This is a genomic window from Variovorax cryoconiti (assembly GCF_051216395.1).
In the GTDB taxonomy this organism is placed as follows: domain Bacteria; phylum Pseudomonadota; class Gammaproteobacteria; order Burkholderiales; family Burkholderiaceae_C; genus Variovorax.
On sequence record NZ_JBPJZI010000002.1, the window covers coordinates 308,800 to 328,173 of the forward strand.

General features: G+C 69.8%; 17 protein-coding genes. 8 read left to right on the plus strand and 9 right to left on the minus strand.

Annotated elements, in window-relative coordinates:
- Positions 1–5 precede the first annotated feature (5 nt).
- Complete coding sequence (locus ACSFA2_RS06215; RefSeq protein ID WP_435454447.1) at positions 6–629, minus strand: HupE/UreJ family protein; 624 nt, start codon at positions 627–629, stop codon at positions 6–8.
- A gap of 34 nt (positions 630–663) precedes the next feature.
- A complete protein-coding gene (locus tag ACSFA2_RS06220) occupies positions 664–966 on the minus strand; it encodes an urease subunit gamma (RefSeq protein ID WP_435454448.1) in 303 nt (100 codons plus the stop codon).
- A 121-nt stretch (positions 967–1,087) separates the two neighbouring features.
- Here ACSFA2_RS06220 and ACSFA2_RS06225 point away from each other — a divergent pair, with 121 nt between their 5' ends.
- The 3 genes from ACSFA2_RS06225 (at position 1,088) to ACSFA2_RS06235 (ending at position 6,390) form a co-directional block, all read left to right on the plus strand.
- The gene (locus ACSFA2_RS06225; RefSeq protein WP_435454449.1) at positions 1,088–4,624 is read left to right on the plus strand and encodes a hybrid sensor histidine kinase/response regulator; all 3,537 of its coding nucleotides are present in this window, start codon (positions 1,088–1,090) and stop codon (positions 4,622–4,624) included.
- Complete coding sequence (locus ACSFA2_RS06230) at positions 4,621–5,622, plus strand: response regulator (RefSeq protein ID WP_435454450.1); 1,002 nt, start codon at positions 4,621–4,623, stop codon at positions 5,620–5,622. The genes ACSFA2_RS06225 and ACSFA2_RS06230 overlap by 4 nt, the downstream gene beginning before the upstream one ends.
- Before the next feature lie 66 nt (positions 5,623–5,688).
- Entirely contained in the window at positions 5,689–6,390 is a 702-nt protein-coding gene (locus ACSFA2_RS06235; protein ID WP_435454451.1) for a hypothetical protein, read from the plus strand.
- A gap of 3 nt (positions 6,391–6,393) precedes the next feature.
- Here ACSFA2_RS06235 and ACSFA2_RS06240 read toward each other — a convergent pair whose 3' ends face one another.
- From ACSFA2_RS06240 to ACSFA2_RS06255, 4 genes are all read right to left on the minus strand, one after another.
- Positions 6,394–7,383 (minus strand): Bug family tripartite tricarboxylate transporter substrate binding protein, encoded by a 990-nt coding sequence (locus ACSFA2_RS06240; RefSeq protein ID WP_435454452.1) that lies wholly within the window; start codon positions 7,381–7,383, stop codon positions 6,394–6,396.
- Positions 7,384–7,427: 44 nt separating this feature from the next.
- Positions 7,428–8,576 carry a mandelate racemase/muconate lactonizing enzyme family protein gene (locus tag ACSFA2_RS06245; RefSeq protein ID WP_435454453.1) on the minus strand — a complete coding sequence of 383 codons (1,149 nt, stop codon included), beginning with the start codon at positions 8,574–8,576 and terminating at the stop codon, positions 7,428–7,430.
- A gap of 33 nt (positions 8,577–8,609) precedes the next feature.
- A complete protein-coding gene (locus tag ACSFA2_RS06250) occupies positions 8,610–9,605 on the minus strand; it encodes an NAD(P)-dependent oxidoreductase (protein ID WP_435454454.1) in 996 nt (331 codons plus the stop codon).
- A 166-nt stretch (positions 9,606–9,771) separates the two neighbouring features.
- On the minus strand, positions 9,772–10,581 hold the full coding sequence (locus tag ACSFA2_RS06255; protein ID WP_435454455.1) for a FadR/GntR family transcriptional regulator: 810 nt from the start codon (positions 10,579–10,581) through the stop codon (positions 9,772–9,774).
- 144 nt (positions 10,582–10,725) lie between these two features.
- Between ACSFA2_RS06255 and ACSFA2_RS06260 the strand changes: the two genes are divergently transcribed.
- From ACSFA2_RS06260 to ACSFA2_RS06270, 3 genes are read left to right on the plus strand one after another with little or no spacing between them, the layout of a single operon-like run.
- Positions 10,726–11,697, plus strand: coding sequence for a 2-hydroxyacid dehydrogenase (locus ACSFA2_RS06260; protein ID WP_435454456.1), 972 nt, complete (start codon positions 10,726–10,728; stop codon positions 11,695–11,697).
- 33 nt (positions 11,698–11,730) lie between these two features.
- Complete coding sequence (locus ACSFA2_RS06265; protein WP_435454457.1) at positions 11,731–13,200, plus strand: NAD-dependent succinate-semialdehyde dehydrogenase; 1,470 nt, start codon at positions 11,731–11,733, stop codon at positions 13,198–13,200.
- Between the two features lie 28 nt (positions 13,201–13,228).
- On the plus strand, positions 13,229–14,110 hold the full coding sequence (locus tag ACSFA2_RS06270) for an NAD(P)-dependent oxidoreductase (protein WP_435454458.1): 882 nt from the start codon (positions 13,229–13,231) through the stop codon (positions 14,108–14,110).
- A 25-nt stretch (positions 14,111–14,135) separates the two neighbouring features.
- On the opposite strand, the gene recJ is transcribed toward ACSFA2_RS06270, so the two are convergent.
- Positions 14,136–15,860: a single-stranded-DNA-specific exonuclease RecJ gene (recJ, locus tag ACSFA2_RS06275; protein ID WP_435454459.1), complete on the minus strand. Its 1,725-nt coding sequence runs from the start codon at positions 15,858–15,860 to the stop codon at positions 14,136–14,138.
- On the minus strand, positions 15,857–16,825 hold the full coding sequence (locus ACSFA2_RS06280; RefSeq protein ID WP_435454460.1) for a hypothetical protein: 969 nt from the start codon (positions 16,823–16,825) through the stop codon (positions 15,857–15,859). Before ACSFA2_RS06280 ends, recJ begins: the two co-directional genes overlap by 4 nt.
- Positions 16,826–16,884: 59 nt before the next feature.
- Here ACSFA2_RS06280 and ACSFA2_RS06285 point away from each other — a divergent pair, with 59 nt between their 5' ends.
- Together ACSFA2_RS06285 and lolD are read left to right on the plus strand one after the other, a co-directional pair.
- The gene (locus ACSFA2_RS06285; protein WP_435454461.1) at positions 16,885–18,141 is read left to right on the plus strand and encodes a lipoprotein-releasing ABC transporter permease subunit; all 1,257 of its coding nucleotides are present in this window, start codon (positions 16,885–16,887) and stop codon (positions 18,139–18,141) included.
- A complete protein-coding gene (gene lolD, locus ACSFA2_RS06290) occupies positions 18,134–18,826 on the plus strand; it encodes a lipoprotein-releasing ABC transporter ATP-binding protein LolD (protein WP_435454462.1) in 693 nt (230 codons plus the stop codon). Before ACSFA2_RS06285 ends, lolD begins: the two co-directional genes overlap by 8 nt.
- Positions 18,827–18,831: 5 nt before the next feature.
- Here lolD and ACSFA2_RS06295 read toward each other — a convergent pair whose 3' ends face one another.
- The gene (locus ACSFA2_RS06295) at positions 18,832–19,191 is read right to left on the minus strand and encodes a hypothetical protein (RefSeq protein WP_435454463.1); all 360 of its coding nucleotides are present in this window, start codon (positions 19,189–19,191) and stop codon (positions 18,832–18,834) included.
- Positions 19,192–19,374 lie beyond the last annotated feature (183 nt).

The window sequence follows — 19,374 nt, forward strand, 5'->3', positions numbered from 1 at the left end:
CGGCCTCAGGCCAGTGGCGCGAGCAAGGCTGCACCGAACAGCGCGACGGCCGCACCGGCCACGCGCGGCAGCCAGACGGTCCGCTGGCGCAGCGCCCAGCCGATCGCGATGCCACCCGCGTGCAGCAGTGCCGTCGCCAGCACCATGCCGGCGATGGCCAGCGGGGCGCCGTGGCCGCTGGCCAGTTCGTGGCCATGGGCCACGCCATGGAAGACGGCGAACACGCCGACCAGCGCCGCAGCGGCCGGGCCCGGCAGGCGCAGGCGCGTGACGACCAGCAGGCCGATCACCAGCAGCGACGCCGCGATCATCGGTTCGACAGCCGGCACCTGCACGCCCGCCAGGCCGACGAGCGCGCCGGCCAACAGCATCGCCGCGAACCCGACGGGTGCCCACAGCACGTCACGGTCGCTGCGCGCGATCAAGGCGCTCCACAGGCCGACCGCGACCATCGCGGCCAGGTGGTCCATTCCGGTGAACGGGTGCAGGAAACCCTGCGCGAAACCGATGTCGTGGTGTGCCGCGCCGTCCGCGCCGACATGGGCCGAGGCCAGCAGCGGCAGGGCGCCGAGGGCGGCAGCCGCCAGGGAGGGCAGCAGGGCTGCGAAAGAGGAACGCGTCAGGCGCATGGAGGTCTCCGCTCGGGAACAATGAAGAAGGGAATCAGACGATCGGCTGGTGCACCGTGACCAGCTTCGTGCCGTCGGGGAAGGTGGCCTCGATCTGGATGTCCGGGATCATCTCGGCCACGCCGTCCATCACGTCGGCGCGCGTGAGCACGCTGCGGCCTTCGCTCATCAGCGCGGCCACGCTCTTGCCGTCGCGCGCACCTTCCATCACGGCGGCGGAAATGAGCGCGATGGCTTCGGGGTAGTTGAGCTTCAGGCCACGCGCCTGGCGGCGTTCGGCCAGCAGGGCTGCCGTGAAGATCAGCAGCTTGTCTTTTTCGCGCGGTGTGAGTTCCATGGGCAGTCGGGTGTGCAGGCGGAATGACGATGAGGGGCCCGATTATGGGCAGCCGTCCCGCCGATGCAACACTCGTGCCGTGGCACAGAACCTGCACCGAAACGGTGTGAACGACGCCGCCATGCCCCCCCCGACCGATGACGCGCCGCAGCGCATCGTCAAGGTCCGGCGCGACTACAACAGCTGGGTGGCGCGCGAGACGCTGGAGGACTACGCCCTGCGCTACACGCCGCAGCGCTTCCGCAAGATGTCGGAATGGCGGGTGGCCAACACGGCCTTCGGCGGCGCGGCGTCCTTCCTCATCCTCGAGGCGGTGGGCGCCACGCTGCTGGTGCAGTACGGCTTCATCAACGCCTTCTGGGCAGTCCTGGTCACCGGCCTGATCATCTTCCTGGCCGGTCTGCCGATCAGCACCTACGCCGCGCGCTACGGCGTCGACATGGACCTGCTCACCCGCGGCGCGGGTTTCGGCTACATCGGCTCGACGCTCACCTCGCTGATCTACGCGTCCTTCACCTTCATCTTCTTCGCGCTCGAGGCGGCCGTGATGGCCTATGCGCTGGAGCTGGCGTTAGGCATTCCGCCGGCCTGGGGCTACCTCATCTGCGCGCTGGTGGTGATCCCGCTGGTGACGCATGGCGTGTCGGCCATCAGCCGGCTTCAGATGTGGACCCAGCCCATCTGGCTGCTGATGCTGGTCGTGCCCTTCGGCTATGTCTTGGTGCGCGACCCTGGTGCATTCGCGGGTCTGACGCACTACGACGGCGCCTCGGCGCGGTCGACCGGCTTCAATCTGCACCTGTTCGGTGCCGCGCTGACCGTTGGCATCGCGCTCATCACGCAGTTGGGCGAACAAGCCGACTACCTGCGCTTCATGCCCGCGCTCACCCCGGCAAACCGCAAGCGCTGGTGGGGCGGGGTGCTGATGGGCGGCCCGGGCTGGGTCGTGATGGGCGTGCTCAAGATGCTCGGCGGGATGATGCTGGCCTACCTCGCCATTGGCCACATGGTGCCGCCGGAGCGCGCGGTCGACCCGAACCAGATGTACCTGGCGGCCTTCGAGTACGTCTTTCCGGACTACGGCTGGGCGGTCGCGGCCACGGCGATCTTCGTCGTCATCTCGCAGCTGAAGATCAACGTCACCAACGCCTACGCCGGCTCGCTGGCCTGGAGCAATTTCTTCTCGCGCGTCACGCACAGCCACCCGGGCCGGGTGGTGTGGGTGGTGTTCAACGCCCTCATCGCCTTCATGCTGATGGAGATGAACGTGTTCGAGGCGCTGGGCGACGTGCTGGGCCTCTACGCCAACATCGCCATCGCCTGGATGATGGCCGTGGTGGCCGACCTGGTCATCAACAAGCCGCTGGGCCTGTCGCCGCCGGGCATCGAGTTCAAGCGCGCGCACCTGTGGGACATCAACCCGGTCGGCGTCGGCGCGATGGCGCTGGCGTCGGTGCTGTCGATCACGGCGCACCTGGGCGTGTTCGGGCCGCTGGCGCAGGCCTTCTCCGCGCTCATCGCCATGGGCACCGCATTGGTGGCTGCGCCGATCATCGCCTGGGCCACGCGCGGCAAGTACTACCTGGCGCGCGGCCCGGTGCAGCGCACGGCAGACGCGGGTGCGAAGGGCATCCACTGGATCCAGTTCGAACCCGACGCCGGCCCCTACCAGCGCCTGCAGGTGCAGCGCTGCGTGATCTGCGAGCGCGAGTACGAAGGCCCGGACATGGCGCACTGCCCCGCCTACCAGGGCGCGATCTGCTCGCTGTGCTGCACGCTCGACGCGCGCTGCGGCGACCTCTGCAAGCCACAGGCGAGCCTGTCGGTGCAATGGTCGGGCGCGCTGCGCTGGCTGCTGCCGCGCCGCGTATGGCCCTACCTCGACACGGGGCTGGGCCACTTCCTGCTGCTCACACTGGTCATCGTGCCGCTGCTGGCCACGGTGTTCGGCGTGCTCTACCAGCAAGAGCTGCGCGCGCTCGGCGAAAGCGCGCTGGGCCTGATGCCGGCTGGCGATGCCGCCACCGCGGTGATGAAGGCGCAGCACGCCTCGCTCAAATCCAGCTTCCTCAAGAGCTACATGGCGCTGCTGCTCATCGCCGGCATCGTGGCCTGGTGGCTGGTGCTGGCGCACCAGAGCCGCAAGGTGGCGCAGGAAGAATCGAACCGCCAGACGCGCCTGCTCATGCGCGAGATCGAGCTGCACAAAGAAACCGACCGCGCGCTGCAGGCCGCCAAGCAGAGCGCCGACATCGCGCGCGAGCAGGCCGACCATGCCAACCAGGCCAAGAGCCGCTACATCAGCGCCATCAGCCACGAGCTGCGCACGCCGCTCAATTCCATCCTCGGCTACGCGCAGCTGATGGGCGAGGACGCCACCGTGCCGCCGCACCGCCAGCAGGCGGTGGCGGTGATCAAGCGCGGCGGCGAGCACCTGCTGTCGCTGATCGAAGGCACGCTCGACATTGCGCACATCGAAGCCGGCAAGCTCACACTGCATGCGCGGCCGATGCACTTCGCCGAGGCCATGCGCGAGTTGGCCGACATGTTCGAACTGCAGGCGGCCGAGAAAGGGCTGGCGTTCCGCTTCGACGCGGCGGGCACCGTGCCCGAGGTGGTGCGGGCCGACGAGAAGCGGGTGCGGCAGATCCTCATCAACTTGCTGGGCAACGCCATCAAGTTCACCCGCGAAGGCGAGGTCACGCTGCGGCTGCGCTACGCGCGCGAGTTCGCCACGCTCGAGGTCGAGGACACCGGCCCCGGCATGTCGGCCGACGAGATCGACCGCATCTTCGAGCCCTTCGCGCGGGGCGATGCGGCGGGCGTGAGCGCGCGCGCAGCCACGCCGGGCGCAGGGCTGGGCCTGACCATCGCGAAGATGCTGACCGACCTGATGGGCGGCGAGATGTCGGTGCAGAGCACGCCCGGCGCGGGCTCGGTGTTCCGCGTTCGTCTGTTCCTGCCGCGCGTGCACGAGGCTGCGCTCGCGAACCGTGCGGTGGTGGTGCCCGCGGTGGTAGCGCGCCCGCGCCGCGGCTACCAGGGGCCGCGCCTGCGCGTGCTGGTGGTCGACAACGAAGAGGCAGACCGCGACCTGCTGGTCGACGTGCTGGCGCCGCTGGGCTTCGAGTTGCGCACGGCAGCCAGCGGCCACGATGCGCTGGACCTGGTCGCGGCCGGCTTCCGGCCCGACGCGATGTTCGTCGACCTGGCCATGCCGGGCATCGACGGCTGGGAGACCATCCGCCGTGCCCGCGGGTTCGACACGGCCCTGGCGCCGCGCTGCGTGGCGATCGTCTCGGCCAACGCCTTCGACAAGCGGCTGGAAAACGACGTGGGCATCGCACCGGAGGACTTCTTCGTCAAGCCGGTGCGGCACAGCGAACTGCTCGACTGGCTGGAGCGCCAACTGGCCATCCGCTGGACCGACACCGCCGCCGCGCCGGCCGAAGCGCCCGCGGCGCCCGCCACGCTCGTTCGCCCGTCGCCCGCGCATCTGCGCGCGCTGGAAGAAGCCGTCGGACTGGGTTACTTTCGCGGCATCATGAATCAGCTCGATGTCATCGACGCCGCCCAACCCGAATGCGCCGCCTGGACCGCCGCCCAGCGCGCGCTGGCGCGGCAGTTCCGCTTCGAGGCGATGGATTGCTCGGCATGAATGCTTCCACGCCGCCACCGACCCGCGAATTCGCCCGCAACGCCGACCTGGTGCTGATCGTCGACGACGTGCCCGACAACCTCGCGGTGCTGCACGATGCGCTCGATGAATCCGGCTACACCGTGCTGGTCGCGACCAGCGGCGAGGCCGCGCTGGCCCGTGCCGCGCAGGCCCGGCCCGACATCGTGCTGCTCGACGCGATGATGCCGGGCATGGACGGCTTCGAGGTCGCGCGCCGGCTGAAGGCCGATGCCGCCACCGCGCACATCCCGATCGTCTTCATGACCGGCCTGACCGAGACCGAGCACCTGGTCGCGGCGCTGGAGGCCGGCGGCGTCGACTACGTCACCAAGCCCATCAAGCCGAAGGAAGTGCTGGCGCGCATGAACGTGCACCTGCAGGGCGCCCGCCGCGCGCGGCAGGAGGCGCAGCAGGCCGGCCAGGCGCGCAATGCGCTCGACGCCTTCGGCTACGCCAGCATCACCGTGCGCCTGCCCGAGGGCCGCATCATCTGGCAGACCGCGCTGGCGCGCGAGATGCTGCAGCGCTACTGCGACACCGTCGCACCGGCCACGCCGCCGGCCGTGCTCGACTGGCTGCAGCGCCACCTGCCCGACGTGCAGCGCGCACAGACCGAGCCGCCGGCGCTGTCGATCGTGCAGGGCGCGCGCACGCTCACGCTGCGGCTGCACCAGCAGACCGGGCACGACGATGCGGGGGACGACTGGCTGATCATCATGCGCGAGGTGTCCGACACCTCCGTCATCGAGGCAATGAGCCTGAGCCTGAAGCTCACCGCGCGCGAGGCCGAGGTGCTGTACTGGGTGGTCAAGGGCAAGACCAACCGCGACATCGGCGAGATCCTCGGCAGCAGCCCGGCCACCGTGAAGAAGCACCTCGAGCGGGTCTACGTGAAGTTGGGCGTCGAGACCCGCACGGCGGCCGCCGGCGTCGCGACCAAGCGTATCCGGGAGCTGCAGCCGCAGTTCGAGATCTGAGTGCGGTGTCATCGGCCCGGCATGCCGCGGCCCTAAAGTCGGGGCATCCACGACCGATAACCCTGTATGAACTTCCGCTGCCGGGCCCCGCGATGGCCTGCTTTCGTCTGCGGCCTGCTCCTCGCCGCGGAGGCGGGCGCCGCTGGCCATTTCGACGTCGACGACCCCGGCACGCTCGACCCCGGTCAGTGTCAAATCGAGGCGTGGGCCGGCCGCCTGCGAAGCCCGGCGGGCCTGAACTTCCAGCATGTGGGCGGGGCCTGCGGCGTCGGCCCGGTAGAGCTGGGTTTCAACACCGACCGCGCCTCGCAGCCGGGCGCGGGCGCTGCCGTGTCGTCCGGTCCGCAGATCAAATGGAATTTCTGGGGCCGCGAGCCCGATGCGAGATGGAGCGCCGCCGCGTTGCTGGCCGCGAGCGTCGACCTGCGCCATGGCGGCCGCGCCGGAGGGCAGCTCCTCGTGCCGCTCGGCTGGCGTGCGAGCGATCACGTGAACGTGCTGGTCAATGCCGGCGTCGACTGGACCACCGGAACCGGTGCGGCCACGGCCCGCGGCGGTGCTGCGCTGGAGTGGGCTTTGACCGATCAGCTCACGCTGATCGTGGAGCGCAACCGCGCCTTCGATCTGTGGACATCGCGCCTGGGCGCGCGCCTCACGGTGGCGCCGTCGACGACGATCGAGCTCAGCGCCTCGCGCAGCGGTCGCACGGGCGACGGCCGCCTGCGGGGCGTGGTGATCGGGCTGAACCGCGAGTTCTCGCGGCACTGAGGCCTACTCGACCTTCACGCCCGCGTCGTTGACCACCTTGGTCCACTTCGGCACTTCCTTCTGCAGCAGCTGGCCGAAGGCCTCGGGCGTGCTGGCCACCACTTCCACACCCTGGTCGCGGAATTGCTTGACGACGTCCGGGTCCTTGAGGATCGCGACGATGTCCTGGTTGGCCCGGTCGACGATCGGCTTGGGCACGCCGGCCGGCATCTGCATGCCGAACCACACCACCACCTCGTAGCCTGGCACGCCGGCTTCCTGCACCGTCGGGGTGTCCGGCAGCAGGCCGGCGCGGCTGGTGCCGGTCACGGCGATGGGCTTGAGCTTGCCCGCCTTGACCTGCTGCATCAGGTTGGGCACGTTGTCGAACAGCACGTCGATCTCGCCGCCGAGCATCGCCATCACCGCCGGCGCGCTGCCCTTGTAGGGCACGTGCGTCATCTTCGTGCCGGTCATGCTCATGAAGAGCTCCATCGACAGGTGGTTGGACGAGCCCGAGCCGGTCGAGCCGTAGTTCAGCTTGCCCGGGTTCTTCTTGGCGTAGTCGATCAGTTCCTTCAGGTTGGTCACGCCCGGCAGGTCGGGGCGGATCACCAAGGCGTTCTGCGTGTAGCCGGCCCACACCAGCGGCTGGAAATCGGTCAGCGCGCTGTACGGCAGCTTGGCGCCGTAGAGGGCCGGCAGCGCCGAGAAGGGCAGCGGCGTGATCAGGATGGTGTAGCCGTCGGCCGGCGCCTTGGCCGCGATGTTGTTGCCCAGCACGGTGTTGCCGCCGGGGCGGTTGTCGACCACCACCGACTGCTTCCAGAGCTTGCCGAGCCGGTCGCCGACCGTGCGCGCCAGCGTGTCGTTGAAGCCGCCCGGGGTGTACGGCACGATGATGCGCACCGACTTGCTCGGGTAGTCGTCGGCCGCAGCCGACGTGGCGCCCAAGGCCAGGCCGAGGCACAGCGGCGCTGCGAGGCGGATGAGAGTTCGTTTCGTGAAAGGCATGTCTTGTCTCCGTTGGTTTTGTGGGGCGCCCGTCGGGGTGGGCTTTAGAACTTCACGACATAGCCGGGGCCGTCGACCATCGGGTATTTCTCGAAGATGGATTCGTCCACCTCGATGCCGAGGCCGTGGCCCTTCGGCGGTTCGACGCAGCCGTCCGCACCGATCTGGAAGGTGCTGCCGAACATGTCGCGGAAGGGGTTGAACTTCGACACGCAGGCCTCGAAGTAGCCGGCGTTCTCGGTGGCCGCCAGGAAGTGGAGCGTGGCCGCATGGTTGAGCCCGGTGGCCGAGCTGTGCGCATGCACGGGAATGCGGAAGGCCGAGGCCATGGCCGCGATGCGCACGCCCTCGGTGATGCCGCCGCTCTTGGACAGGTCGGGCTGCCACACCTGCACCGCGCCTGCGTCCAGCATCTGGCCGAATTCGAAGCGGGTGAAGTGGTTTTCGCCGGCGGCGATCGGCACCAGCGGCGTGATCTTCGCGGCCTCGCGGTACGACGCGAAGTCGTTGCAGGCGAAGGGCTCTTCCAGCCAGCCGGCGTGGATGTCGGCCAGCGCCGGCAGCACGCGGCGTACGTCGGCGATGGTGTAGGCGGTGTTGGCGTCGGTCAGGATGTCGATGTCCTCGCCCAGCACCTCACGCACCTTGCGCACGCGGGCGATGTCGTTCTTCACCGTGTCGCCGATGCGCAGCTTGACGGCCTTGTAGCCCTGCTCGACGTAGGACTGCGCTTCTTCGGCCATCGCCTCGGCCGGCTGGTAGCCCAATGCGATACCGCCCGCGTAGGCCGGGATGCGGCGGTGCGAGCCGCCCAGCAGTTCGTACAGCGGCATCTTGGCCGCCTTGCCGCGGATGTCCCACAGCGCCATGTCGATGCCCGACAGCGCCAGGCAGGTGCCGGCCCCCAGGCCGTGGCTTGACAGCTGCATGCGGTGCACGCGCTGCCACGCACCCACCACGTCGGTCGCGTTCATGCCGATCAGCAGCGGCTGCAGGGTGTTGTGCACCAGCGCCGTGATGGCGCCAGGGCTGCGACCGGGGTGTGCTTCACCGTAGCCGGTGATGCCTTCGGAGGTCTCGACGCGGATGATGATGCAGTCGCGCTTGAGCGTGCTGCCGATGCCCATGGTCACGGTCTTGCCTTCGGGCAGGCGGTAGGACAGCGGCACGGCGGTGATGCGGGTGATCTTCAAGGGATGTCTCCTGTGCGTTGAAAGAGAAAGCGGTCAGCCGCGCGGCGCGGGTGGCTTGGCGAAGACCTCGGGATTGACGATGTTGGGCGGCCGCTCGCCCCGCAGCAGCAGGGCTGCCAGCGTGTCGACGGCCAGCAGGCCCATGGCGCGCTCGGCCTCCTGCGTGAGGCCGGCCAGGTGCGGCGTGAGCAGCACGCCGGGGTGGCGTCGCAAGGCGCTGTCGTCCGGCAGCGGCTGGGTCTCGAACACGTCGAGCACCGCGCCAGCCAGGCGCCCCGCATCGAGAGCGGCCGCGAGGTCGTCCTCGCGCAGCACCGGTCCACGGCCGACGTTGACCAGCACCGCCGTCGGCTTCGCCTGCGCGAGCACGTCGGCATTGACCATGCCGCGCGTTCGCTCGGTGAGCGGGCAGGCGATCACGAGGAAGTCGCTGGCGGCGAACAACGCCTTGAGCGACAGCGTCGCGATGCCCGCCGGCACCTTCGACGGCGTGCCGGTGCACACGGCCAGCGTCATGCCGAAGCCGCGCTGCGCGATGCTGCCGATGCGCTGGCCGATGGCGCCGAAGCCGACCAGCCCCAGCGTGCGGCCGCGCAGCTCGAAGGTACGGGCGCCGGCCTGCGTGCGCGCCGCCCAGTCGCCGGTGCGCACGCTCATGTCGAAGGCGGCCAGCTGGCGGCTGTGCGCCAGCAGCGCCGCGAACACGTACTCGGCCACCGCATTGGCATTGACCGCCGGCGTGTTGCCCACCGGGATGCCGTTGGCCGTGGCGCGGTCCACCGGGATGAAGTCGAGCCCGACCCCTTGGCGCATCACCCCGCGCAGCGCGTGCTGGCGGTCGAACAGGTCGGGCGGCAGCAGGCGCCGCACGACCAGGCCCTCCGTGCGCGCCATGGCGTCGCGCAGCGCCGCGTCGCTCTCCGGGCGCGTGAGCCCGCCGGGCAGTTGCGACACGGCAGCCCATTCGGCGAGGCGCGCATGCGCATCGGGGTGCAGGGGGTCTGTCAGCAGAACACGAGGAAGGCGCATGGCGATGGATCGGTGGCCCGGCGACCCTGGACGCGAGCCCATGCGACGGCGGCAGGTGCCCGCCTGCCGTCGCTTGTCTCAGTCGTTCAAGGGTGCGTTGCCGATGAAGTTGTGTGATGAATCTATCACACAACTTTCGAAATGACGACCGGGTTTCTGCCGAGCGTCAGCGCTTGGGCGTTGCCGTGCCGCCGAGCTTGGCGCGCGCCACGCGCTGCGCCGCCGCGCGGCTGTCGCCGGTCCAGAAGTCCTTGCCGGCCTGTTCGATGCGCTGGCCGGTGTTGTGCATGTGCAGGAAGGCGGCGGTGCGCGCGGCGGCGGGGTCGCGTGCCTTGATGGCGGCGCAGATCGCTTCGTGCTCGGCCAGCACCTGGGCGGCGAGGTCGGCGCGCCGCGCCTCGTTGGCGCGCGTCAGGCGGATCGCGTCGTGCAGCGCCCGCGTGAGCATGCCCAGCAGCTCGGTGTAGTGCGGGTTGTGCGCGGCGCGCGAGATGGCGATGTGGAAAGCCAGGTCTTCGGCCACGCCGTCGCCGCCGTCTTTCACGGCGCGGGCGATGGCGCGCAGCGACTGCTGGATCAGGGTCATCTCGGCACCGGTGCGGCGCTCGGCCGCCAGCGCCGCCATCTCGGCCTCGATGCCGCGTCGCAGCTCGAGGATGCGCAGCACCCCCTCGGCCGGGTTCTCGTGCGGCTGGCCGAGGCGGAAGGCGTCCGACGCCTTCGGGTCGCGCACCACGGTGCCGCTGCCCTGGCGCGTCTCGACCAGCCCTTCGGACTTGAGCCGCGAGATGGCCTCGCGCACCACCGTGCGGCTCACGCCGTACTGCTCGGTCATCGATTGTTCCGTCGGCAGGCGCGTGTTCACCGGATAGACGCGGGCCCGGATGTCGGCCGCGATGAGCCCCGTCACCCGATCGGCCAGCGTGCCTTCCGTGGCGATGCGGGCGTTCGGTTCGTCGGTGGTGGAGAAGGCCATGGCGGTCGGTGGTGCGGGCGGTTCGGAAGGATCGAAGAATACCACCGACGCTCGCGCGCTTGACAAATTGATATGACGTATTTGTAATACGACCAGAGACAACGCGGCGCTTTCGGGCTGCGTGAAAACCCTGATCCCTCCGTCATGACCCTTTCGCCACGGCCCCGCGCCTTCCTGTGCCGCCGCTTCACGCCCGCCGTCGAATCCGCGCTGCGGGAACGCTTTGCACTGCAGGTGAACGACGACGACGCGATCCTGCCTTCAGCCGAGATCGCGCGCCGTGCCGAGGGTTGCGAACTGCTCTTCGTCAGCGCCACCGAAGCCGTCGACGCCGCCACCATCGCGCGGCTCGGGCCCACGCTGCGCGTGATCGCCACCCTGTCGGTCGGCTACGACCACATCGACATGGCCGCAGCGCGCGCTGCCGGCGTGCAGGTGCTGCACACGCCCGACGTCCTGAGCGATGCCTGCGCCGAGATCGCGATGATGCTGCTGCTCAACGCCTGTCGCCGTGGCTTCGAAGCCGATCGCCTGGTGCGTAGCGGCGCCTGGGCTGGCTGGGCGCCGACGCAGCTGCTGGGCACGGGGCTGGTCGGCCGCCGGCTCGGCATCTTCGGCATGGGCCGCATCGGCCGTGCCATCGCCGTGCGCGCCCGCGCCTTCGGCCTGGCCATCCACTATCACAACCGGTCACGGCTCGACGCGGCGCTGGAAGAGGGCGCGACCTACCACGACACGCTCGACGGCCTGCTCGCCGCAAGCGACATCCTGATGATCGCGGCGCCCGGTGCGCCGTCGCTGCGCGGCACCTTCGACGCCGAGCGGCTGGCGATGCTCCCCGCAGGCGCCGTCGTGGTGAACATCTCGCGCGGCGATCTGGTCGACGACGAGGCGCTGCTCGCTGCGCTCAAGAGCGGCCAGGTGCGTGGCGCCGGGCTCGACGTGTTCGCGAACGAGCCGCACCTGAACCCGGGCTATCGAACGATGGACAACGTCTTCCTCTCGCCCCACATCGGCAGCGCCACGCACGAGACGCGCGATGCGATGGGCTGGCTGCTGATCCACGGCGTCGAGGCCCTGGCGCGCGGCGAGACGCCCGACAACCTGCTTTCCTGATCCCCCTTGACTGATACACCAACGTCCTTTCCCATGAAACTCCAACATCCCGATCTGTTCCGTCAGCAATGCCACATCGACGGCCGCTGGGTCGATGCGTCCGACGGCGCGACCCTCGCCGTCACCAACCCGGCCGACGACAGCGTGCTCGGCACCGTGCCGCGCCTCACCGCGGGCGATGTGCGCAGCGCCATCGACGCGGCGAACAAGGCGCTGCCGGGCTGGCGCGACACCAGCGCCAAGGAGCGCTCGCGCCTGATGCGCCGCTGGTACGACCTCTGCATGGCGCACCAGGACGACCTCGGGATGCTGCTCACGCTCGAGCAGGGCAAGCCGCTGGCCGAGGCCAAGGGCGAGATCGCCTACGGATCGAGCTTCATCGAATGGTTCGCCGAAGAGGCCAAGCGCGTGTATGGCGACGTGATTCCGGCTGCGACGATGGACCGCCGCATCGTGGTGCTCAAGCAGCCGGTCGGCGTGGTCGCGGCGATCACGCCGTGGAACTTCCCCAACGCGATGATCACGCGCAAGGCGGGCGCCGCGCTGGCGGCCGGCTGCACCATCGTCATCAAGCCGGCGTCGGCCACGCCGTACTCGGCGCTGGCGCTGGCGCAGCTCGCGGCCGAGGCGGGCATCCCGGCCGGCGTGCTCAACGTGGTGACCGGCGCGGCATCGACCGTCGGCGGCGAACTCACCGGCAGCCCGATCGTGCGCAAGCTCTCGTTCACCGGCTCCACCGAGGTGGGCAAGAAGCTCATGGAACAGTGCGCCGGCACCGTGAAGAAGGTGTCGATGGAGCTCGGCGGCAACGCACCCTTCATCGTGTTCGACGACGCCGACCTCGACGCCGCCGTGGCCGGCGTGATGGCCTCGAAGTTCCGCAACGCGGGCCAGACCTGCGTGTGCGCCAACCGCATCTTCGTGCAGGCCGGCATCTACGACCGCTTCACCGAAAAGCTCAAGACCACGGTGGAGGCGCAGGTGGTCGGCAACGGCCTGGAGACCGGCGTCAACCTCGGCCCGCTGATCGACGACGCGGCCGTGGCCAAGGTGCGCGAGCACATCGCCGACGCCGTGTCGCTGGGCGCGCAGATCGTGACCGGCGGCAAGTCGCATGCGCTGGGCGGCCGCTTCTTCACGCCCACCATCCTGGCGGACGTGTCGCCCAAGTCGAAGCTGATGCAGGAAGAAACTTTCGGCCCGGTGGCGCCGCTGATCCGCTTCGACACCGACGAGCAGGCGGTGGCGATGGCCAACGACACGCCTTTCGGCCTGGCCGCGTATTTCTACACGCAGGACTACGCGCGGGCCTGGCGCGTGGCCGAGGCGCTGGAGGTTGGTATCGTCGGGCTCAACGAAGGGCTGATCTCGACCGAGCTCGCCCCCTTCGGCGGTATCAAGGAATCGGGTGTCGGGCGCGAAGGCTCCAAATACGGCATCGACGACTACCTCGAGATCAAGTATGTCTGCGCTGGCGGCCTTGGCCGTCCGATGCGGGTGTAGCCACAGCAGCTTTAGCAGGAGATAACGAATGGAAAATATCGGACTGGTCGGCGTCGGCCTCATGGGCCATGGCATCGCGAGCAACATCGTCAAGCACGGCCACCCGCTGTCGGTGCTCGAGCACCCGGGCAACCAGCCGCTCGACACGCTGAAGGCGGCGGGCGTGAAGACCTTCGCCACCGCGAGCGACCTTGCCGCCGCGGTCGACGTGGTGATCCTGTGTGTCACCGGCACGCCGCAGGTCGAGGCGGTGCTGCTCGGCGACACCGGCGTGCTCAAGGGCCTGCGGCCCGGCACGGTCGTCATCGACTGCTCGACCGCGCTACCCGATTCAACCGAGCGCCTGGCCAAGACCGTTGCCGACGCCGGCGGCCGCTTCATGGATGCCGCGATGACGCGCACGCCCAAGGAAGCCGCCGAAGGGCGCCTCAACCTGCTGGTCGGCGGTGACGCCGAGCTGTTTCGCGACTGCCGGCCGCTCCTGGCCTGCTTCGCCGAGAACATCACGCACGCCGGCCCGGTCGGTGCCGGCCACCGGATGAAGCTGCTGCACAACTACGTGTCGCTCGGCTCCGTCGCGCTGATCGCCGAGGCCGCCGCCTGCGCCGAGCGCGCCGGTGTCGACCCCGAAGTGTTTATCGACGTGCTGGTCAAGGGTGGCGGCGGCGGCACCGCGCTGGAGCGGCTGCGGCCCTTCCTGATGAACAAGGACCCGAGCGGCCTGCGCTTCGCGATGTCGAACGCGCAGAAGGACCTGGGCTACTACACGGCCATGGCCGAGGCCAGCCACTCGGCCCGCAGCATCGCCGAGGGCGTGCGCCGGACCTTCGACGAGGCGGTGCAGGCCGGCAACGGCGACGCGCTGCTGCCGGAACTGGTGGCCGTGCTGGCGAAGCGCGGCGACGCCTGAGCGCAGCAGCGGCCCTCCGCGGCCTCTACGCGCCTTCCGCCCCCTCGATCAGAAAGCGCACCCGCCGCACGCCCTGCCACTCGTCGGCGTCGAGCCGGAAGGCCAGCACCACCTTCGGCGGCAGCGGCTCGGTGTGGCCGAACCAGATGCCGTCGACCGGCTTGCCCTGGTGCTTGAGCCGCAGCGCCAGGTGCTTTTCGCCGACCAGGCGTTGCGAGATGACCTCGACCTCTTCGCTGAAGGTCGGCGGCGCGAAGCCCTGGCCCCACACCTCGCGGTGCAGGGTGTCGACCAGGTCGACGCGCATGTACTCGGCGGCGATCGGGCCGTCGGTGTCGATGCGGCGCGTGAGCGAGGCGGCGTCGAGCCATTCGAGTGCGACCTGCGCGAGGGCGCGCTCGAAGGTCGGGAACTGCTCGCGCGCCACCGTGCAGCCGGCCGCCATCGCATGGCCGCCGAAGCGCAGCAGCACGCCGGGGTGCCGCTTGGCGACCAGGTCGAGCGCATCGCGCAGGTGGAAGCCGGCAATCGATCGGCCGGAGCCCTTCAGCTCCTGTTCCTTGCCCGGCGCGCCGCTGGCGGCGAAGACAAAGGTGGGGCGGTGGAAGCGGTCTTTCAGCCGCGACGCGACGATGCCGACCACGCCTTCGTGGAAGGCCGCGTCGAACACGCTGATGGCCGCTGGCACCGATTCGCCGCCGGCGCTGTCGACGTCGAACAGCGACTCGGCCAGCAGCAGCGCCTGGTCACGCATGCCGCCCTCGATGTCGCGCCGCTCGCGGTTGATGCCGTCGAGCATTCGCGCCAGTTCGTCGGCGCGGCCCGCGTCGTCGGTCAGCAGGCATTCGATGCCCAGCGTCATGTCAGCGAGCCGGCCGGCCGCGTTGATGCGCGGGCCGAGGGCGAAGCCGAAGTCGAAGGTGGTGGCGACCGGTGCCTTGCGGCCGGCCGCGCTGAAGAGTGCCGCGATGCCCGCGGGCAGCGCGCCCGCGCGGATGCGGCGCAGGCCCTGGGCGACGAGGCGGCGGTTGTTGGCGTCAAGCTTGACGACGTCGGCCACGGTGCCCAAGGCGACCAGCGGCAGCAGTACATCCAATTTGGGTTGCGTCGCTGCATCGAACACGCCGCGCGCCCGCAGTTCGGACCGCAGCGCCAGCAGCACATAGAACATCACACCCACACCGGCGATGCTCTTGCTCTGGAACTCGCAGCCGGGCTGGTTCGGGTTCACCAGCACGTCGGCGTCGGGCAGTTGCGGGCCGGGCAGGTGGTGGTCGGTCACCAGCACCTGCAGGCCACGCGCCTTGGCGGCAGCGACGCCGTCGACGCTGGCGATGCCGTTGTCGACGGTGACGAGCACGTCGGCACCGCCATCGGCCACGCGCTCGGCGATCGGCGGCGTGAGGCCGTAGCCGTCGACCACGCGGTCGGGCACCAGGTAGGCGACCTGTTTCGCACCGAGCAGCTTCAGCCCGCGCACGGCCACCGCGCAGGCCGTGGCGCCGTCGCAGTCGTAGTCGGCCACGATGCACAGGCGCTTGTCGTCGCGGATCGCGTCGGCCAGCAGCACGGCGGCGTCGCGCGTGCCCTTGAGCGTGTCGGGCGGCAGCAGGCGTGCCAGGCCGTCGTCCAGCTCTTCCTTGCCGAGCACGCCGCGCGCCGCGTACAGCCTTGCCAGCAGCGGGTGCACGCCGGCCTGTTCCAGCGCCCAGACGCTGCGCGGCGGGATGTCGCGGGCGACGATCTTCACAGCGCGGCCAGCACCGTCGTGGCTTGCGTGCGGGTGAAGAGGTTCTTCACCCAGCCCAGGGCGCCGCGCGGCTGCGGCGCGAAGCGGCGCGCGGCGCGGTCGCCGCAGAGCGTGAGCTGCACCGCTTCGCCGCGGCGGTAGGCGGCCAGCAGTTCGGCGATCGGGCCGGCATCGAGCGCCTGCCAGGCCGCGGTCCAGGCGGCGGCATCGTCGTGCAGGGCCGGGGCGCGCAGCGTGTCGAGCACCGTCGGGGCCTCGGTGGCCGGAGGCGTCGTGGTCGACAGCACGCCCGTGCCGCTCAGCCAGAAGGAGTTGATCGGCTGCAGGCCGCGCGCGATGCGCTCGTCGTTCACCCGCTGCGTGTAGAGCAGCATCTGCATCTCGTTCTGCAGCTTGCGCACCGGCTTGAGCGCATCGGTCAGTGGTGCCCAGGCCGAGATCGGCCCGCCGGCGGCGCGGTCGAGCGATGCGGTGGCGAGGCCGCGGAACAATTCGCCGCGCGCCAGCCAGCGGCCGGGTGCGGTCGATCGGCGCAGCACGATGCCGTCCTCCTGGAAGAAGGGGCGGGCGGCTTCGAGCAGCGCCTGCGATTCGGCCGTATCGATCGCCATGCCGCTCGGGTCGTCGAGCACCACCTCGTCGATGGCGACTTCCCAGTGGCACAGCGTGAGCACCGCCCAGGGCTCGTCGGAGCCGGCACGCGAGAGGCCGGTCTGCTGCGCCTCGCACGCGCCCCAGGCGATGCAGCCGTCGGCCGCCTCGATGCCGAGGGCGCGGGCCAGCGCGCGCTCGTGCGGCGGCGTGAGGGTGGTGTCGGCCTGCGTGTCGTCATGGGCCACGGCCAATCGGGTGAGCAGGGTGTCGAGATTCGGAAGTTGCAGCGCGGCCAGCGCGGCGGAACAAGCGGAAGACCCGCGGCCGGCAAAGGGGATCAGGAGATGTGTCGGGGAGGGGGGAAGGGCCATGGGGCCTATTGTCGGGTCATGCCCGGCGCCCTCCGGCGGGATGCCACAATTCCGCTCCTATGCCCCTTCCCTACGAACTGCAACTCGGCTGGCGCTACACGCGTGCGGGCCGGGCGACGCGGCGCAACGGCTTCATCTCCTTCATCTCAGGTGTCTCGATGCTCGGCATCGCGCTGGGCGTGGCGGCGCTGATCATCGTGCTCTCGGTCATGAACGGCTTCCAGAAAGAGGTGCGCGACCGCATGCTCGGCGTGGTGTCGCACATCGAGATCTTCTCGCGCGACGGCCAGGCACTGCAGGACATCGGCCCGATCATGGATGCGGCGCGCAAGAACCCGGCGGTGATCGGCGTGGCCCCCTTCATCACCACCCAGGCGCTCATCGCGCGCGGCGAGGACATGAAGGGCGCGCTGGTGCGCGGCATCGAGCCCCAACTCGAACCCCAGGTGACCGACTTCGCCAGCACCGCGCAGAAGGGCGCGCTCGACAAGCTGGTGCCCGGCGAATTCGGCATCGTGCTCGGCGGCGAACTGGCGCGTTCGCTCTTCGTGCGGGTCGGTGACCAGGTCACGCTGGTGGCGCCCGGCGGCCAGGTGACGCCGGCCGGCGTGGTGCCGCGGCTCAAGCAGTTCACCGTGGTCGGCACCTTCGATTCCGGGCACTACGAATACGACTCGGCGCTGGCCATGATCCACGAGCAGGACGCGGCCCGCGTGTTCCGCCTCGAAGGGCCGAGCGGCGTTCGTCTGAAGCTCAAGGACCTGAATCAGGCGCGCCAGGTGGCCGACGAGCTGGCGGTGACGCTGCCCGGCTCTTTCCTCATCCGCGACTGGACCCGGCAGAACAAGACCTGGTTCGCCGCGGTGCAGGTCGAGAAACGCATGATGTTCATCATCCTCACGCTGATCGTCGCGGTGGCCGCCTTTAACCTGGTGTCGACGCTGGTCATGACCGTGACCGACAAGCGCGCCGACATCGCCATCCTGCGCACGCTGGGCGCCAGCCCGAAAAGCATCATGGGCATCTTCGTCGTGCAGGGCGCCATGGTCGGCGTGATCGGCACGCTCGGCGGGCTGCTGCTGGGGCTGGGCATCGCCTACAACATCGACGTGATCGTGCCGGCGCTGGAGCGGCTCTTCCACGCGAGCTTCCTGCCCAAGGACATCTACCTCATCAGCCGGATGCCGAGCGATCCGCAGCAGTCGGACATCATGCCCATCACCCTGATCTCGCTGGCCCTGGCCTTTGTCGCCACGCTGTACCCGAGCTGGCGCGCAAGCCGCGTCAACCCCGCGGAGGCCTTGCGATATGAATGAAGTCACTTCCGGCAAGGTCGTTCTCAAGGTCCGAGGCCTCACCAAGCGCTTCCACGAAGGCCGCATCGACCTCACCGTGCTGCACGGCGTCGATCTCGACGTGCATGCGGGCGAGACGCTGGCCATCGTCGGCGCCTCCGGTTCGGGCAAGAGCACCATGCTGCACCTGATGGGCGGGCTCGATGCGCCGACCGCGGGCAGCGTCGAACTGCACGGCAAGAACATCGCGCACGCCGATGCGGCCGCGCAGGGCCGGCTGCGCAACCGGCACCTCGGCTTCGTCTACCAGTTCCATCACCTCCTGCCGGAATTCAGCGCGCTCGACAACGTCGCGATGCCGCTGAAGATCCGGCGCGCGCCGCCCGCGGAACAGACCGAGGCCGCGACGCAGATGCTCAAGGCGGTCGGCCTCGGCGAGCGGCTGCAGCACCGCCCGGCCGAACTCTCGGGCGGAGAGCGCCAGCGCGTCGCCATCGCGCGCGCACTGGTCACGCAGCCCGATTGCGTGCTGGCCGACGAGCCCACCGGCAACCTCGATCGCAGCACGGCCGACGGCGTGTTCGCGCTGATGCTCGAACTGGCCCGCAAGCGCGGCACGGCTTTCGTCATGGTCACCCACGACGAGACCCTGGCGAGCCGCTGCGACCGCGTGTTGCGGCTGGTGGCCGGGCGCCTGGCCGACTGACGCGGCTACAGGGTCTTGACGTCGCCCGACACGGGCGGCCGCCCTTGACCCAGCAGGCGCGCGACCCATGTCTTCAGCGCGATGCGCAACGCCACGGCAACAGGCAGTTCGGCGTACTGGACGATCTCGGTGGGCGCCAGCGCCGCGATCTCGACCCAGCCGGTGCGGCTCACGCCGTGGGCCTGCCCGTCGGTGAGCGTGGCACGCGTCGTGAACAGGGTCTCGCCCAGCCAAGCCGGCGACTCGACCAGCATCACCTGGCCGTGGGCCACGACGATCTGCGTGCCGGCACGCAGGCGCGCGTGCAGTGTCTGACCCTCGCGCAGAGCGATGCGGGTGGTGGTGGGTGTGTGCGATGCGGTCATGCGGGTGCTCCTCTTCCGTGCGTTGGATGTCGTCATGCCGGGGCGGTGCCTCGACGGTGTTGCACGGTTGTCCCCGGTCGATGCAGGTGTCGCATCGCGCTCTTCGTTCGTGCGGGGCGGATTGTTCTGCGGCGCTGCAAACGGGTCTGTAGCTATCGCTAGCTACACCACTACGCCGAATGG

Coding starts and splice junctions, on each gene's coding strand:
- ACSFA2_RS06215 (WP_435454447.1), bottom strand. CDS start 629: ATGCGCCTGACGCGTTCCTCTTTCGCAGCCCTGCTGCCCTCCCTGGCG.
- ACSFA2_RS06220 (WP_435454448.1), bottom strand. CDS start 966: ATGGAACTCACACCGCGCGAAAAAGACAAGCTGCTGATCTTCACGGCA.
- ACSFA2_RS06225 (WP_435454449.1), top strand. CDS start 1,088: ATGCCCCCCCCGACCGATGACGCGCCGCAGCGCATCGTCAAGGTCCGG.
- ACSFA2_RS06230 (WP_435454450.1), top strand. CDS start 4,621: ATGAATGCTTCCACGCCGCCACCGACCCGCGAATTCGCCCGCAACGCC.
- ACSFA2_RS06235 (WP_435454451.1), top strand. CDS start 5,689: ATGAACTTCCGCTGCCGGGCCCCGCGATGGCCTGCTTTCGTCTGCGGC.
- ACSFA2_RS06240 (WP_435454452.1), bottom strand. CDS start 7,383: ATGCCTTTCACGAAACGAACTCTCATCCGCCTCGCAGCGCCGCTGTGC.
- ACSFA2_RS06250 (WP_435454454.1), bottom strand. CDS start 9,605: ATGCGCCTTCCTCGTGTTCTGCTGACAGACCCCCTGCACCCCGATGCG.
- ACSFA2_RS06255 (WP_435454455.1), bottom strand. CDS start 10,581: ATGGCCTTCTCCACCACCGACGAACCGAACGCCCGCATCGCCACGGAA.
- ACSFA2_RS06260 (WP_435454456.1), top strand. CDS start 10,726: ATGACCCTTTCGCCACGGCCCCGCGCCTTCCTGTGCCGCCGCTTCACG.
- ACSFA2_RS06265 (WP_435454457.1), top strand. CDS start 11,731: ATGAAACTCCAACATCCCGATCTGTTCCGTCAGCAATGCCACATCGAC.
- ACSFA2_RS06270 (WP_435454458.1), top strand. CDS start 13,229: ATGGAAAATATCGGACTGGTCGGCGTCGGCCTCATGGGCCATGGCATC.
- ACSFA2_RS06280 (WP_435454460.1), bottom strand. CDS start 16,825: ATGGCCCTTCCCCCCTCCCCGACACATCTCCTGATCCCCTTTGCCGGC.
- ACSFA2_RS06285 (WP_435454461.1), top strand. CDS start 16,885: ATGCCCCTTCCCTACGAACTGCAACTCGGCTGGCGCTACACGCGTGCG.
- lolD (WP_435454462.1), top strand. CDS start 18,134: ATGAATGAAGTCACTTCCGGCAAGGTCGTTCTCAAGGTCCGAGGCCTC.
- ACSFA2_RS06295 (WP_435454463.1), bottom strand. CDS start 19,191: ATGACCGCATCGCACACACCCACCACCACCCGCATCGCTCTGCGCGAG.